Below are 15,133 nucleotides of genomic sequence, written 5' to 3'. Positions count from 1 at the left end.
TAGGGGAGAAAAACAATAAGTAATTTGACATAACGTACATTATCGGCTTACTAGGTCATGATTACGATTTTGCCATTTTCCAGCGATTCATGGTCGATCTATTGTGGTCAAATTTGGTGACGTTTCACTAGCATCACTCACAGATGGCAAAGGGCCACCCTGGTAATCTCGGGTGGCCCTAGGCGGTCCCTAAAAGGCAGGATACAGTTCTGGTCGACTCAGTGCTGAGTCTGTTCTTTGTCGAAGTAATCCTCGGCGGCCTGGAACAACTGGTCGACTTGGTCGATGACACGGTAGCAGCCGTGGGACTCAAGTTCTCCGGGCTCGGCATAGCCCCAGCCGCATCCCAGACAGTCCAGACCGGTTTCCTGAGCACCATCGGCATCAGTCCAGCGATCGCCGACCATAAGGGCCCGATCGCCGTGTTCGGCATCGAAACCAAGCTGCTCCAGCGCATAGGTGATGACCTGATCCTTGGTGACCCTTGTGGAGTCCTTACTGGCGCCATAGACTCCATCTACCAGTGGCCTCAATCCGAAGTGATCACAGACGGGCAGGGCCTGATACTCAGGCTTGCAGGTGGCCACGGCCAACGTCAGACCACGCTCGTGTATACGATTCAGCTGCTCTGGGATGCCGTCGAAAACGGTGGCGAGCAGGCGTCCAGGGATGTGTTGCCCAGGATGCTCCGGATCCTCGAATGATGCCATCTCGCTGTAATAGCGTCGGTATATCTGTACGCCCCTGTCGAGGTCTTCCTCCCTGACGCCGTTGCGGCGCAACGATACTTTCACGGCCGGTCCGATGAATCTGCGAAGCTCGCTATCATTGGGCACGGGATAACCAAGATCCTTAAAAGTTTGCACTACGGAAGCGATAATGCCTGGATGTGATGCGGTCAGGGTGCCGTCGAGGTCCAGAAGAACCAGACGGCGCGGTGATTTACTCATAGTCAGGGAACCATCCTTCGCGATGCATTTTCAGGCGCTTGTCCAAAACGGCCTTGAGCTCGTCCTCGGATCGACGCTCCAGCAGCATGTCCCAGTGGGTCCTGGTCGGTTTGCCGGTCTTGCCGGACTCCTCCTCGTCATGCCCCTCAAGATGAGCGATCTGCCCACAGCGACACTCCCACTCCTGTGGCACCTCAGCGCCCTCGGCCAGGGGCAGGATGGTCCGATGGCCCTTTGGGCAGATGTAGGCGACCTCGCTGCGTGCCGCAAAGTCCACATTCTGATCGGATTCCAGGGACTTCGCCCCAATACTCATGCCGCGAAGACTGCGCTCTGCCATGATTCCTCCATACTCGTGTCCGTCACTGCTTCCAAGCTACAGAACAGTGTTGACCTGAAACTTATTCCCTATATACGGCCGTGTTCACTCCACGCCCGTATAAGCCACAATGCCTCGGTTGACCTGGTCGGCGGCGATGCTGGCAGTCCTGGCCAGGTGATGCCCTCCCCTTCCCAGGTAGGGTTCCACCTGAACGATCTGGGTGAGCACATCGGACAGGCGCTTGGCGTTGCGCACGAAGTCCCCCGCCGTCAGATCGCTGTCACGCAGAATCGCGGTCAGCGAGTCGCCGCAGGCCCAGTAGTAGATGGTTGGCCCCAAGCCAAAGTCGAGTTCCGGGGGCAGCTCCAATCCGGCCTGATCACAGCGTTCCTGCACCTGGGACCACTGACGCTTCATATCCTCCATGGCCTCGACCAGCCTGTGAGCTCTGTATCCGGCCCTCTCCCCCGGCTGCTCCCCTACCCCACGTCGGGATTCGTAGACCAGTCCGGAAACGGCGGCCGCCAGTTCTGCGGGCTCCAGATCGTTGAGGATGCCCCGGTCCAGGATCTCGGCGAGGCTCAGACCCTGCTCGCTGTAAATGCGCCGGAGCAGCTGACCCTTCCTGGTCAGTCGGCAGTCGTCAGGATCCACGGGACGGGTGTAGTGCAGGTCTGCCAGAATCTGGCAGATCCTGTCGAACTGGCGCGAGACTGACCCGGTTTTGGACTCGTACTGTTCACGGGTGCGTTGCAGCTCCTTGTCCATGCGGATCCACCGGTTCCCCCAGCGCAGGTGCTTGGGCAGGTCCGGGCACTGGCGGCAGGGATGGTTGCGCTCCTGCTCGCGCAGCTGGTCGATGTGCCGATCAAGGTCGCGGAAGGCCCGGTCGCGGGCTTTTTCACTGGTGAACCTTTGACGCTTCAAGCGGCGGCGATCATTCTTCTGGGCCGAGGAGAGAGCCGCACGGATGCGCATGAACTCAATCAGATCGCCACGGCTGCACCGGGCTGCCTTTCGGTAGTCCTCCAGGCCGCTGGTCAGGGTTTCGATGCGTTCCTCCAGTTCCGAGGCTGATCGGTTGGCCTCCCACTGTGCAAAGGAGTGATCCAGGGTATCCCGGGCACGCCCGTAGCTGGATGAGTTGAGCAGGTTGACGGCCATGTTGAAGGTGGGCCGGAAGCTGGAGTGCAGCGGGTAGACCCTCCTGCTGGACAAGGCGGCCATGGTCTTGGGGCTGAAGTCCCGATGGTCGACCACCACCACATGGCCGATGTCGTCGATTCCGCGCCGGCCGGCCCGACCGGTCAACTGGGTGAACTCACCGGGTGTCAGGGCTACATGGCCGGTGCCGTCGAACTTCTCCAGCTTCTCGACTACCACGCAGCGGGCAGGCATGTTGATGCCCAGGGCCAGGGTTTCGGTGGCAAAGACCACCTTGAGTAGTCCCAGTTCGAACAGATGTTCGACTATTTGCCGGAAGAGGGTGACCACGCCGGCGTGGTGGGCGGCGAAGCCCTGCTCCAAAGCGAAGCGGAACTGGGAGAATCCCAGGGCCTTGAGATCCTCCTTGCTGAGCTGGCCGGCTGCCATGGAGTCCACGATGTGCCGTATGCGGCGGGCCTCCTCATCAGTGGTCAGCTGCAGCCCCGCCCGGATGCATTGCTGGACGGCCTGGTCGCAGCCGGTTCGGGAGAAGATGAAGTAGATACCGGGCAGCATATCCATGAAGTCAAGCTCATCGACCACATCGGCCCGGCTTGGACGGTACCGCTCCCCCATTCGTCGCTCCGGCCTGCCGCCGCGGCCATGACGGTGGTGGTGCCCCTGGTCGCGGGCCTGGGCACGTTCCTGTCCGGTCTTGTCCAGCTGAGCCAGCCGGGAGACCAGACGCGGGTTGATCTTTGGGGTCTGCCGTCCTGAGCCGTCGTGCCGATATAGGTCCAGGATTTCGGGCTCGGTATGCCTGTCGGCCTGGACCAGGACATGCTGTTCCAACGGCACGGGCCTGCGCTCGGAGACCACCAGATGTGTGCGCCCACGCACCGAAGAAATCCAGTCGGAGAATTCCTCCACGTTGGACACGGTTGCCGACAGCCCCACAATTCGGATGGAAGCCGGAAGATGGATGATGACCTCCTCCCAGACTGGCCCCCGGAAGCGGTCGGCCAGATAGTGGACCTCATCCAGGATTACGTACTTCAGGGCCGTCAGGGTGGAGGACTGCTCGTAGAGCATGTTGCGCAGGACCTCGGTGGTCATGACCACGATGTCCGCCTCGGAGTTGATGGAGGTGTCGCCGGTCAGCAGCCCCACCCGATCCTCGCCATAGCGGTCGACCAGGTCATGGTATTTCTGATTGCTCAGGGCCTTGATGGGGGTGGTATAGAAGGTCTTGACGTTCTGCTCCTGGGCCAAAAATACGGCGAAGTCCGCCACAATGGTCTTGCCGGCGCCGGTCGGAGCGGCCACCAGGACGTTGTCGCCATCCTCAAGGGCGGTGATGGCCTCCAACTGGAAGTCGTCCAGAGGGAAGGGCAACTTGGACTGAAAACGTGCGGGCGCTCCGGTCATGCGTTTGCGGTTACGACTGAAACGGGCGTAGCGTTCCGCCGGCCCCGGTTCGGATGCTGATGAATCCTGTCCGTGGTGACGATGACCTGACATGTTCCTCCAAGAACTACCTATTGAATTGCTTCCACCGCCGCCAGATACGGCTGTGGTTCCTTCTGCGCTGCTCCTTGCGTTGCAGGACCAGGGAATGGGCCTGACTGTATCGCTCGGTTGACTGTGACAGGGGCAGGGCGAAGGCCGGACCTTTTGTCCTATCCGTTACCTGGGACTGCCCTGCTGCCGGGGGTTGTGGCATGTGGCGGTTCAGATCATCCGAGACCCGCCTGATTGAGCGGCCGGCTGCCATGGCGTGGCGGATGGCATAGACGGCTCCGCCAATCAGCATGGCCAGCATGAAGATCACCAGAAGAATCCAGATCCATCCAGGCATGGCACTCCTCTCCGACCGGGACTAGTGCCGGTCCTGCTCCTTGTCGTGAGCGTCGCTGATGGTGATCTCGCGCTGGGCACGGGCCAGGATCATGGTGCGCAGGGTCTTGGGCGCCACTGCGGTGATGTGCTTGGCGTGGGCGATGCAGAAAGCTACGAACCAGGAGTCCGAGGAGACGGTCAGGTGGATCTTCTGCCCGGGTCCGCAAGGCTCCACCGAGGCGCCCGGCAGGGACTTGATGTAGGGCAGGTCCGGCCGGTCGGTGATGAAGACCGCAGCCGTGCCGTTGTCGAAGGACCACTTGCGCAGTTCGCTGACCGGTACATCCGGGAACTCCACCTTGTGGTTGGGCTTGACGATGGTCGCATGCTCGATTCTGGCGATTCGCAGAACCTGCCACTGTCGGTTGCGTCCGGTGCCCTGCTTGAGGTGGCGGCTGGAGTCCGAGGGGGCGTCCGCAGCCTCAGTGCCCTCTGCGGCATCACCGATGTCGGTCCAGGCGGCGACATAGTAGACACCCTCATCCACGAAGATCTTGGCTGGGGCCACAACCTTGCGGCGGGTCCGACCGGCGGCGTCCGTGTACTCCATGTCCAACAGGGACTCGGTCTTGATGGCCCGGCGTACCACCGAGAAACTCTTGGGTTCGGTCTCGTACCCGGTCAGGGAGAGCCAGGGTGTCTCACCCGGCCCAACATGCGTGCGCAGGCGCTGGTAGAGGGACTCGGCCTGGCTGCGGGACTCTTCGGGCAGCAGGGGTGAATGGGCCAGGTAGTTGAGCGAGGCGGTCAGCATGCTCAGGTACTGGGGCGAGATGCCGGCCAGTCGCTCCAGCCCCAGCGAGTTGGTGGCCGAGACGATGCCGCTGTCGTCCAACAGGGACCAGTCGATGTCGAAGAACTGGCTGCCGGCCATCTCCCCGTCGTCCGAGACCGTCGTCAGGGTGTTGATGTCCTTGTGGATGGTATTGACGTATTTGCGAAGCTCTTCCTTGCTGTTGGGATGGCCGATGAAGCGATCGGCCAGCTCAGCCAGGGAGAACTCCTCGCCCAGGTGTGCGGACAGGAAAAGCATAAGCCGCAGGCGGCGGTCCACCTCGGATCCGGTCTGGAAGGAGGATGCACTGGCTCGGCGGGCGTGCCGAAGGTCCGTGTCGTCGTCGCTTAGGTCAGTGGCGAAATGCTCGACGCTGGTCCGGGCAATCTCCGGGGAGATGACCGTTGCTGCGCCGGGGCTCTGCGATTCGTCGGCCAGCTTGAAACGGGCGGCTGCATCCAGACGCCGCCGGAATGCGTCTGCCGCCTCCTGAGGACTGACGATGGAGGCATCGGGGTGCTCCAGGACGAACATGGCCAGATCGTCCGAGTCGGCATAGGCCACGTTCAGGTTCTCCCCGTCCACGTCCACGGTGGCGGCGAAGCGGCGGGAATCGATGACCTTGACCAGATCGTCGGGAATGCGCTGGGTGCCCAGTCCCGGGGCTATGGAGTCCAGGCCCAGACCGGGGATGGGCACCTGCGGCACTCTGGGTGTGGTGCGCGAAACCGGTCGGGTCGGCTCCTCGCTGGCCTCCTGGGACATGGCTATGGATCGCGCAAGGTAGTTGGCCGCGGCCAGCACCGGCATGTCCTCCTGGTTGAAGTGCATGCGGATGCGGGGCTCGTCCCCCAGCTGTAGACGGTAGGAGGCGAAATCCTGCCCCTCGGACTTGGAGGAATATTCGGGTTGACGGGATTCGATGGCTATGCCCATGGCCGCCAGCTTGGCGCGGTCACGCTGGAACTGTTTGGCGAAGGCGGCCTTGGCGGCCTGGTCAGCCAGTTCGCCGTAGGAATCGGCATAGGCCTTGACCCGTTGCGCTATTTGCCGTGATGTAAGCCATTGCGGGAAAGCGGACGATAAGACGGCCAGGACATCAAGTTCGTGCTTGCCCCATTTATCCGAGAAACGCCGTCTTCCGTTCGTGCCTTCTGCCATCAGTCCTCGCGTATCGTTAAAATTTTGTATATCAGTGCGCCTAACGCACGCTTATCTATCATAGATTGATTTTCAGGACCGTGGGAGTCAAACACCCAAATACGGTACCTTTTCTTGACAGGCTGAACCCTGTTGCGCCTGGCTCTAGACCCACTCGTCCGGTTCGATCCCCTGGGGTCCCACATACTGACCGTTGGGCACGTATGAGGAGCGTCCCTGGTCGCTCAGGTGGGCGTCTGCATACAGGGTCACATCCCTGCCGAAGGTCCAGTCCCCCTCGATGGTGACCGAGTTGGCAGCCGCCAGGCTGGGAACCCCGTAGGGGAAGCGTTCGTCGAAGTCGGCGATGTACTTGTAGTAGCGCTCATCCAGCTGCACGTTGGGGAAATCGTAGTTGCCATCCTCCATCTCGTAGGAGTCGGTCAGATGGAAGCGGTCGGAGCGCATGATGAACAGGTCGTCGGTGGTCTTGACGGGCAGGAAGCGCATACGGTCCACCTGGACGCAGATGGCCCCGTCGAAGAGCGAAGCGGCTGAGCCCATGGCTGTCTCCAGTTGCACTACGGGAGGAGTGGAAGGATCGGTGGGATCGACGGTCTTCCGGTTCTCGATGATGGGAAGGGGCAGCACGCCGTCGTATTGGGCCAGCTTGTCGCGCAGGGCATCGACCCTGACCCAGATGCTGTTGGTGTTGAAGTAGGGATGCTTGCGGATGGACATGGCCGAGCTGCGGTCATGCGGGTCCACCTGTGACATCTCCCGTAGGATGAGGCGTCCGCTAGCCTTGTCGATGACGATGTGGCCGCCCTTGCGGTCAGCCTCGGTCCGCTTGGCCACCTCGATCATGAAGGGCGCTCCGGACTGTGCGAAATAGCCGGCCAGGGTCCTTGAAGGCCTGGCGCCAAGGTTGTCGGAGTTGGAGATAAACAGGTAGTCGATTCCCTGTTTCTTGAGCGTGTCCAGCAGACCGGTCTCCCAGATGGTCGAGAAGATGTCGCCGTGGCCGGGAGGGCACCATTCCAGGTCGGGATTGGTCGGGAAATCGACAGGACGGCCGGTGTCGGCATCGATCTTGGGTTCGATGTGCTGAATGATCTCCATGGGCACGTCGTTCTGGACGAAGCGGCGGTCTTGCTTGACCACACGCATGGTGTCGCGCGAGGTGCGGAAGGAATTCATGAAGATCAGCGGCAGGGGTACTCCCAGACGCTTGCGTGCAGTCAGCACCTGGCCCATGATGATGTCCAGGAAGCGCATCCGACGGGCCTTGTGTCGGCGGATGGGCAGCAGGGACTTGGCCTTCTCCAAACCCATGGAGGTGCCCAGCCCTCCGTTGAGTTTGATGAAGGCGGTGCGGGAGAATGCGTCCAGTGCCATGTCCATGTCCATGGCGTCGTGGATGTCCTTGGTGCGGGGCACGTCCTTGAGCGGGGTGACGTCCTTCTCGCGCACGCAGGCCTTGGCATCTCCCCGTTCCCAGGTTTCGTAGAGGTGCTTGAACTGGTTGATGGAGACTTCGCTCATGCCCTTGTTTCGCATCTTCGCGGCCGAAAGGTCGAAAACGTCTGTGCTCATGGAACCCCTTCCGGGCTGGGACGACTTGCGGCCGACGCGGGTTGCGCCGACCGTCCAGAATCATGATAGCAAGTTGAGTATGGGACCTGGCCTGCCTGGTCTAGTCTGCAAGGACTCGCCGGACCGTTGTCGGCCCCGCTACGCTGTGCTATTATCTCTACTCGGTGCTGATGCACCGTCGGGCCGTAGCGCAGTTTGGTAGCGCACTTGACTGGGGGTCAAGGGGTCGCGGGTTCAAATCCCGCCGGCCCGACCAAATAGCAACGATTCCAAGGTCTTAGCCCTTGGTTTTTTTTTTATTATCTGTATTCCCGGCTCCGGGTACATATTTGACACATCACTGGTTCTTCTCGTTTCTTCGCTCTTTTAGCTGCACAGCACTGTGGCGGATTGGGCCGACATGTTTGGGGCAACATGTTCATATGGAGGTCGCATGGCGACTGGTACATCAATGACTTGCGTCCCCTAACACGCACACTAATATCAGGCTGCTGGGTGTCCTGGGATCATTCGACCTCCCAGCGAATCGAACTTACAGCGTCCAAGAGGCCTTCGTCGTGGGAGACGATCACCAGGGCTCCCTGGTAGGGTGCCAGCACCTCGGCCAGAGCTGACTGGGAACGTAGGTCAAGGTGATTGGTCGGTTCATCCAGGATCAGTAGCTGGGGATGCTCCAAGAATCCCAGGCACAGCAACAGTTTGCGGCCCTCGCCCGCAGAGAGTTCGTGACCGGCCAGAAGATCTTCTGGGTCAGCGTTGAGCTGGGCGTAAGCCGACATCAGTTTCTTTTTCTGAGTCCCCGGCAGCGCGGCCGCGTCATCCAGGGCCTTATGTATTCGTGCCGAGCCAATGATCTGAGGCAGGATCAGGCGGGGCAGATCCGTGGACAGACGGGCGGCAAGTAGCTCGAGCAAGGTGGATTTACCACGTCCATTCGGACCACTGATGCCGATGTGGTCTTTCGGCCCGATGCTGATGGTCTCTAGGGCTGGCCCATGCTGGCTGTCTGCCCCGCTGTCTGTAGCTGCACTCCCGCGCAGATACAGGCGGAAGTCTTCGACGCCATGCCCTTCCATCCAGCCACGTAGGTCGCCGCCATCAATCCGGATCAATTCACGTTTGTGGCTGGCTTCAGCCTGCAGGCTCATGCTCCCGTCATAGCGTTTTGCGGCAGTCTGTAGGTCGGCGTTCATTTTGCTGGTCGCGGCGATGCGCGCGTCAGCTTGCCGATAGCCGCGGGCAGCTGCTGTTCCCGAGGCCCCGGGCCTGGCCAGTTTGTGAATGTTCCGGGCGTCGTGGTCGTGTGGGTCGATCCGGCCTCCCTGCCGTCTCAGGGCATCCACATGCTGGAGTTTCTGGAAGCGGGCAGCCTTGTACCGCATAAGCCTGTCCAATTCCCTGTGGTTGCCATCCAATTCCTCCTGGGCGTGACGGTCTTCAGCCTTCTCCTGCTCCTCGATCTGCGCCAGCCTGCCCTTGAACTGGGTCAGCGTCAGCACATTGCCGGCCTGCGTGTGACGTTTGCGGAAAACCAACGACCTAGGGCAGCTGGCGTCGATCAGGGCCCGGTCGTGAGAGATCAATAGACCGATGCCTGCGAAGCTATCCATAGCCTGGCCAATTCGGGTCCTAGTTGCTGCATCCACATGGTTGGTCGGCTCATCCAGGATCAGCAGGTCAGGTTCCCGGCTGAGGGAACAGGCTACTTGTAGGCGCTTTGCCTCGCCGCCGGAGAGGGTCGAATATCGGTAGGCCCAATCGTTTGCTATGCCCAGGGTCCGCCTGATGGCAACGGCCCGCTGTGACCAATCGTTGGCAAAATCGTCCAGGTTATGCGGTTGTTCGGCAATGTCCTGGGGGCAGTATTCACAGACCAGGCTTCTGGGTTTCGGGCTGATGCTTCCCTGGGTCGGCGATAGGCGTCCGCACAGGAGCAGAGCCAAGGTGGTTTTACCGCAGCCGTTATCGCCAAGCAGGGCGGTCCAGCCCCGATCCAAGGTCGCGAACAGATGCTCGAAAATGGCGGATGGGCTGCTCGGATAGGCGAAGCCGAGGTCGGTGATGGTGATGATACTAGGGTTCGACATGGGTTTCCTTCTGATGGTGATGCGGTCTGGTTCATCATCAGGGGAATCGTAGGCTGTGACTGGTCGGGCGGTCAGACCGTCATCGCGCAACTTCGGGCCATCGACCTTATGTTGGAATAATTGCAGTGGATGGTGCGAATGTGAGTGACGGTAGTTTTGGCCTGAGGATTCCCCTGCGGGGACAGTCGCCGCAAATAACTGGGAACCTCATGCTCTGGCCGCTACACAGTAGGGTGGCGGATTAGAAACGAAGCTCACCAATTTCGACGGTCTATACCGACCGCATAGGCAACTGTCTGATCACAAACGCAAGTCGAGGTCCTCTTTCACTGGACCACCTTGGCATATGGGGCAGTCCCTCCGAATAGCTTTCTACATTCAAGTTTAACCTAGCATCTCATCTTTTGCATGGAGCTGCCTCCAGATGGTGGTATCCGGTTGCCTGTGGCGGATTGGTTTGAGAAGTCGGCAGGATTTTGATTCTTGCAGCTGGGCTTTTGCGAACGAGCTGGTCGAGCTGATGGAAGTCAGGAGAATCCCGTGTGTGTCCAGGATTACTTACGAGTGTCTGAGAAAGGGTCATTATGAACCTCTCCTGTCCCTTTATGCCACCGCATTCAGGGTCGTCTACGTTCCAAAATTCAAGGCATGAGGATTCTCGTTCGGCACCGGCATGATTTAGAGTCACTTAAGTTAGAAGTCGGTACTGCCTGTGCTGCCTTTCAGGGTGGAACGCATTCTATGGCGGTATTTTCTCTAATCAGGATTAAACGTGCCGTTTCAGATTCAGTGTATGTGACTGGTTGTGAGTTTGTGATGCTGTGGTGTCGGGTATCTGTTTGTAGCGTGGAACATGTTCCAGTCGGTGGCTACGCCGCAGCTTCGGGCTTGCCTGTTTCCTATCTGTTCTTTTGTCCTTATATACCGGTGGTAATTGGTGGTGTTCACCCTTGCTTAGGGTGGCGGGGTCGTGACGTGGGTCCTTCATATAGTTCGGCATTCGCGTGCGCGTCTCGCGTGTTTCGGAGACAGGCAGTGGTTCTGGAGCAGGGTAGGTTTGACCGGCTCGTCTTGGGTGAGCTCGGGTTTCAGAAAGGGAAAAAGGCTGGCCGTTACGGAAGTTGTTTTCAAGTCTGCGGTAACAGCGACGTAGTTTCTGGTGGTCTACCACTAGGACCCGCTTGCGGCCTCGGGATCGGCTGGGTCTTTACTGGTGATAGTGTGTTTGTTGATGAACGCCTTCGATTGCTCTTGTTTGGCGTTGAGGCTCTCGCCCTACCGTGTAGCCCCTCGACGTCATCGACCCTGGGTGAGCCGGTCGATCAGTTTCTTCAATTCACTGCAGTACTGCTGCCCTGGCCTGAGAATCAGGGCCGTTTAAGTGTCGCTTTACACGTGCACCAGCCAGCGTTGGATACCAGACGGCAGCGCAGACTTTCCCCAAACTGCGCAACCGCAAGTGATGAGCACATCCGGCCCTGGGATACGGCTGAAGATAACGGTGTAGGCCGCGATGTTCTCACTGTGGAACCACTGTCATCGATATCAGCCACTTCTGTCCGTCAGTCACGATAATCGAGCACCAGCCATGGGCTACGTAGGTGCCGTCGGCCATGAGAGTGTGATGACCCCCCGTTAAGCGCGTTGCGCGGCCTTATGCTCCGGCATCAGCTACCGACTATTTACGCCAGACCTTGGAGCTTCTATAGGCCCTATCTACATCCGGGTGCTCCTTGTTACAGCCGGTCTAGGGAATCCTTGAGTTTGCGAGGCACGCAACCAGTCGGCGCGGCGCTCGGTAGGCATCATCGAGCAAGATGGGAGCACACAGCGCTATGTTGTGCCCGTGTGTGCGCGTCGGCGTATGGCAAAAGGGGCAATGCCTGGCCCTATTCGCCCTGGTCCTCGTGACTCAATTGAACAAGACCCCCCCCCCTAAACACTATTGAGCTTCCTGATTATGTTAGAATATTAAGGCTTTAACAAGCCTGGTCGCAATTGCATACATAAATATCGTTTCTTTGAGAAAATTCGACATTATGCGTTACATTGTTAATATCAATATCTGGGTGTACTACCTTCAGCCAGTTAATTCTGTGACTTATGGAGAGATTTCAAGCTTTTTTCAAATAGCAAAAAAATAATAAACGAATAAGTGAATATAAGACAGATACACTATGATAATATTCTTCAGAGAGAGGGGGCTACTATTCTTCATAGAGAAGGGTTAGTGATGAGTATTTTTGAGTCAGTGCTGAATGATATTAATAATACAGCTTCTATTGTGACGGCGACAGCATCTGTTATCATCTCTTGGGTAGCTTATAAATTTAATAAGCGTGAATCCCGTAGGGATCTTGCAAAAGACTTGCAAGAAAGTCGCGATAAAGTAAACACATCATATGATGCTTGGATTTCCAATATTAATGAGGAAAAAGAGGAGTCCACTTATTTAGTAGATACATTTAAGTCTAACTCTGTTGCTTTAATTAATGCAATCGAAGCTAGTAGTAGTGTGCAACCTCAACTCACAAACTGGCTGCATGCACTTAATGGACAAATGGTTGTAGTGGGTCTAATGAGATCACAACTGCGTGATTGGCCCCAAGAAGAAGACTTATCAGATAACACAAAATGGGCTAGTGCTCTTGTGAATATGCTATTGGACATAGTGAAAGATTCAATCACGCCAATCACGCCAGCAGGAGATGATTTGGATTTGTTGGACGATGATTTCTGGCTCGTATTAGATAATCCAGTATTGATAAACAATGGTGGAGAAGTGGGGCCCACTGTTGATCAAGTCATGTTTGAACAGGCACAGGAAAAGTGGATGCCTAAGGACATGAAAAGCAGTGAGCAAAAACTTAGATTGCAAACCCTCATAGATTATAAAGTGATAGCTGAAAATGCTATAGCTTTTATACTTTATGGAGAACTTCTTCATAGGCCTGCGGATTGGCAGGAACGTTTCGAAATGGTCAGCATGATTATACTTAACTATCTTTTTAAGCGCTTCTTAAGTTTAGCAGACAAGCAGATAAATACTATACTTGATTAACTAGAATCGTATTTAATTATGAGAAAAGCAATAAAAACAACTTTATTTTGATTTGAATCCCTACTTTACGCAAGTTCCTTAGTTTAGTGATTGTAAGCCTTAACATTATTAATAAAATTGAAATATATCCAACCCACTGGTTTTTATGCATTGACTCATGCAGGATGCCTAAAGGAAGTCGAGTATTGAAGAAAGTCATGTATATTTTGATAGTATAAGAATGCTAAAGACACAGCCTGCGGTGACTTGAATGTGCCGAGCATTAACTAACTTCTGCAGGCTCACCTTGTGTTCTATTCGACCCCCGCGCATGCAGGTCATCCTGGAACAGACATGCGTTATTAAATAAGCAGTCTAAACAGCTATAGATAGTGGAATATGAATTGACAAATCTGCGTTCTGCCGATGAAATCCATGAATTTTAGATATTATCAATAAATCAAGCTTATTTAAATAATTATAACCTATATACGAATAATATACAGTAATGTAGTGCGATTAAGTACGCTTGTTATGGCCGAAATCAATAGAGTATGTCATCAAAATCATTTTTTGTGACTTAGTCACTTAAGTTGCTGGCTGTACCAATTTGGAGAGACTCTAAATCTTTAGATACGATTGCTGATCAATACTGATTTAGCTTCCGATTACAGTTGAATCAACGCCTATTCAGGGTTATATACCAAAATAACTCAAAGCACGGTTCAACAGTAGTTATATTGTATAATATTTGTTATCAAAATACTGAGAAAACAGATGAATGACGCCATCACTACTGCCAGTGGCCTGCTTGCCTTCAAAGGAATGTGTATCTGAGCTTTTGACCTCTTAGCAGGTAGAAGTGGAAGACATTGAGCTCCTTCTCATTTACTTTCTACACGACGAGAATGCCGATTTTGATATCAAGGCAGGGGCAGAAATAAACATCCTGCGGTTTGTCTTAGCCCACGCTGCTGATATTAGCGAGTATTTGAAAACGACACGTACTTGTAGCGCAGCCATAGCTGCAAGAGTATAGAACTCATCAGCTTGGATGAATTCTATTTGAGCTTTGAACGGCATGTTTATAATTTAAACAGTAGAATAATTGAATCCGCGGATTGCGTATTGCTACTCCTATAACTCATTCTGGTTTATATTGCATGATGTTACCGAACGTAATCGCGGTTACAGGCGCTGTGTTAATTTCAGGGTTGAAATATGTCCTTTATGGTTGAATCGAATACATCAGCTAGGTGGAAGGCTAGTGGAAGTAAAGGGTCGAAATGGCCTTTTTCGATCGAAATAACTGTTTGACGACTTACTCCCAGCTTTTTTGATAGTTGCTCCTGAGACCAGCCACGCTCCTTTCGCATTTTGCCCGGCGGTTATCCATGATGGGCGAACCTCACAAATGCATACGACAGGGCAAGGATCAAGAGCATCCCTATGAGAACACACACCAGCATGAGAGCCCATTGATCGGCTCCCATCAAACTGGCCAGCAGGCAACCGGCCGACGCCAACCCGATGAAAATGCGGTATGAAAGTTGCGCGGCCCTTCCGTACCAGTGGCTCTCTATGTTCTCTTCTGCATATAGATTTGATCCAGGCAAGGTATCGGGATCCACCAAAATTACCCACCAAAAGCTCACGGATATGGGACAAAGCTAGAGCCTTGATTATCCATGGCATGGGCTGTGGCATGAAGCCAGCCAGAAGGATTCCCGGAACTATGCTGATCGCCAGGCCTGGAACCAAAGCGGTTGTGAGCGCTGGCATCGAACGGGAACCGAACGAACAGTGCCAAACGATATGGGTTGCACATCGACAGTTTCTTTACTGATCTCCTTGTTCTTCATGGGTTTCTCCTTTGTTGAACTCAAATTAGAATCGGTCGACCTGGATGGACATTACTAAAATGTAAGGCAAACTTTACGTCAAGTGTATTTGACAATATGCACTTGCGCTAACACTGGGAAAGAGTTTCTATTTTCTTCTCTGCCTTAGGACGTTTGGAGGCACAATTAACAGCCTGTTAAGAGCTGCCAAACGTAGGTCTTTGAATAGTGTTGTCAAACAGCTTTGAAGTAATCTGTGATTGCAATTAAAGTGCGAACTTTCTTTCGGTTAATGGGCTATAATTCCTTTAACAGCTGAGTCAGTCAATCTACCATG

8 protein-coding genes, 1 tRNA gene and 2 pseudogenes are annotated in these 15,133 nt (G+C 55.5%); 2 read left to right on the top strand and 9 right to left on the bottom strand.

Features of this window, described 5'->3' with window-relative positions:
- Positions 1-218: 218 nt before the first annotated feature.
- The 7 genes and pseudogenes from H3T88_RS06675 to H3T88_RS06650 all read right to left on the bottom strand — a co-directional run bounded on the left by H3T88_RS06675 (position 219) and on the right by H3T88_RS06650 (position 7,828).
- On the bottom strand, positions 219-950 hold the full coding sequence (locus H3T88_RS06675) for an HAD hydrolase-like protein (RefSeq protein ID WP_198204029.1): 732 nt from the start codon (positions 948-950) through the stop codon (positions 219-221).
- The gene (locus H3T88_RS06670) at positions 943-1,290 is read right to left on the bottom strand and encodes an RNA polymerase-binding protein RbpA (RefSeq protein WP_015021769.1); all 348 of its coding nucleotides are present in this window, start codon (positions 1,288-1,290) and stop codon (positions 943-945) included. Before H3T88_RS06670 ends, H3T88_RS06675 begins: the two co-directional genes overlap by 8 nt.
- Positions 1,291-1,374: 84 nt before the next feature.
- Positions 1,375-3,939 (bottom strand): DEAD/DEAH box helicase, encoded by a 2,565-nt coding sequence (locus H3T88_RS06665; RefSeq protein WP_198204028.1) that lies wholly within the window; start codon positions 3,937-3,939, stop codon positions 1,375-1,377.
- Between the two features lie 13 nt (positions 3,940-3,952).
- Positions 3,953-4,276: a hypothetical protein gene (locus tag H3T88_RS06660; protein WP_198204027.1), complete on the bottom strand. Its 324-nt coding sequence runs from the start codon at positions 4,274-4,276 to the stop codon at positions 3,953-3,955.
- 21 nt (positions 4,277-4,297) lie between these two features.
- Positions 4,298-5,395, bottom strand: a pseudogene (locus H3T88_RS08935) (helix-turn-helix transcriptional regulator); the annotation flags it as partial.
- A 74-nt stretch (positions 5,396-5,469) separates the two neighbouring features.
- Positions 5,470-6,253, bottom strand: a pseudogene (locus H3T88_RS08930) (helix-turn-helix transcriptional regulator); the annotation flags it as partial.
- Between the two features lie 144 nt (positions 6,254-6,397).
- Complete coding sequence (locus H3T88_RS06650; RefSeq protein WP_198204026.1) at positions 6,398-7,828, bottom strand: UTP--glucose-1-phosphate uridylyltransferase; 1,431 nt, start codon at positions 7,826-7,828, stop codon at positions 6,398-6,400.
- Between the two features lie 179 nt (positions 7,829-8,007).
- Here H3T88_RS06650 and H3T88_RS06645 point away from each other — a divergent pair.
- Positions 8,008-8,084 (top strand) — tRNA-Pro (locus H3T88_RS06645).
- Positions 8,085-8,334: 250 nt separating this feature from the next.
- On the opposite strand, the gene H3T88_RS06640 is transcribed toward H3T88_RS06645, so the two are convergent.
- Entirely contained in the window at positions 8,335-9,915 is a 1,581-nt protein-coding gene (locus H3T88_RS06640) for an ATP-binding cassette domain-containing protein (RefSeq protein ID WP_198204025.1), read from the bottom strand.
- Between the two features lie 2,233 nt (positions 9,916-12,148).
- Here H3T88_RS06640 and H3T88_RS06635 point away from each other — a divergent pair.
- Positions 12,149-12,976, top strand: a complete 828-nt coding sequence (locus H3T88_RS06635; protein WP_198204024.1) for a hypothetical protein — start codon at positions 12,149-12,151, stop codon at positions 12,974-12,976.
- 1,187 nt (positions 12,977-14,163) lie between these two features.
- On the opposite strand, the gene H3T88_RS06630 is transcribed toward H3T88_RS06635, so the two are convergent.
- The gene (locus H3T88_RS06630; protein ID WP_110417168.1) at positions 14,164-14,331 is read right to left on the bottom strand and encodes a helix-turn-helix transcriptional regulator; all 168 of its coding nucleotides are present in this window, start codon (positions 14,329-14,331) and stop codon (positions 14,164-14,166) included.
- Positions 14,332-15,133 lie beyond the last annotated feature (802 nt).

Source organism: Bifidobacterium sp. W8110, assembly GCF_016101375.1.
Lineage (GTDB): Bacteria > Actinomycetota > Actinomycetes > Actinomycetales > Bifidobacteriaceae > Bombiscardovia > Bombiscardovia asteroides.
The sequence above is the reverse complement of the archived record's forward strand: the minus strand, read 5'-3'. Positions and strand labels throughout refer to the sequence as shown.

Bases quoted from the DNA above. Each gene is read 5' to 3' on its own strand.
- H3T88_RS06650 (WP_198204026.1), bottom strand. From the start codon at position 7,828: ATGAGCACAGACGTTTTCGACCTTTCGGCCGCGAAGATGCGAAACAAG.
- H3T88_RS06670 (WP_015021769.1), bottom strand. From the start codon at position 1,290: ATGGCAGAGCGCAGTCTTCGCGGCATGAGTATTGGGGCGAAGTCCCTG.
- H3T88_RS06675 (WP_198204029.1), bottom strand. From the start codon at position 950: ATGAGTAAATCACCGCGCCGTCTGGTTCTTCTGGACCTCGACGGCACC.
- H3T88_RS06635 (WP_198204024.1), top strand. From the start codon at position 12,149: ATGAGTATTTTTGAGTCAGTGCTGAATGATATTAATAATACAGCTTCT.
- H3T88_RS06640 (WP_198204025.1), bottom strand. From the start codon at position 9,915: ATGTCGAACCCTAGTATCATCACCATCACCGACCTCGGCTTCGCCTAT.
- H3T88_RS06660 (WP_198204027.1), bottom strand. From the start codon at position 4,276: ATGCCTGGATGGATCTGGATTCTTCTGGTGATCTTCATGCTGGCCATG.
- H3T88_RS06630 (WP_110417168.1), bottom strand. From the start codon at position 14,331: ATGCGAAAGGAGCGTGGCTGGTCTCAGGAGCAACTATCAAAAAAGCTG.
- H3T88_RS06665 (WP_198204028.1), bottom strand. From the start codon at position 3,939: ATGTCAGGTCATCGTCACCACGGACAGGATTCATCAGCATCCGAACCG.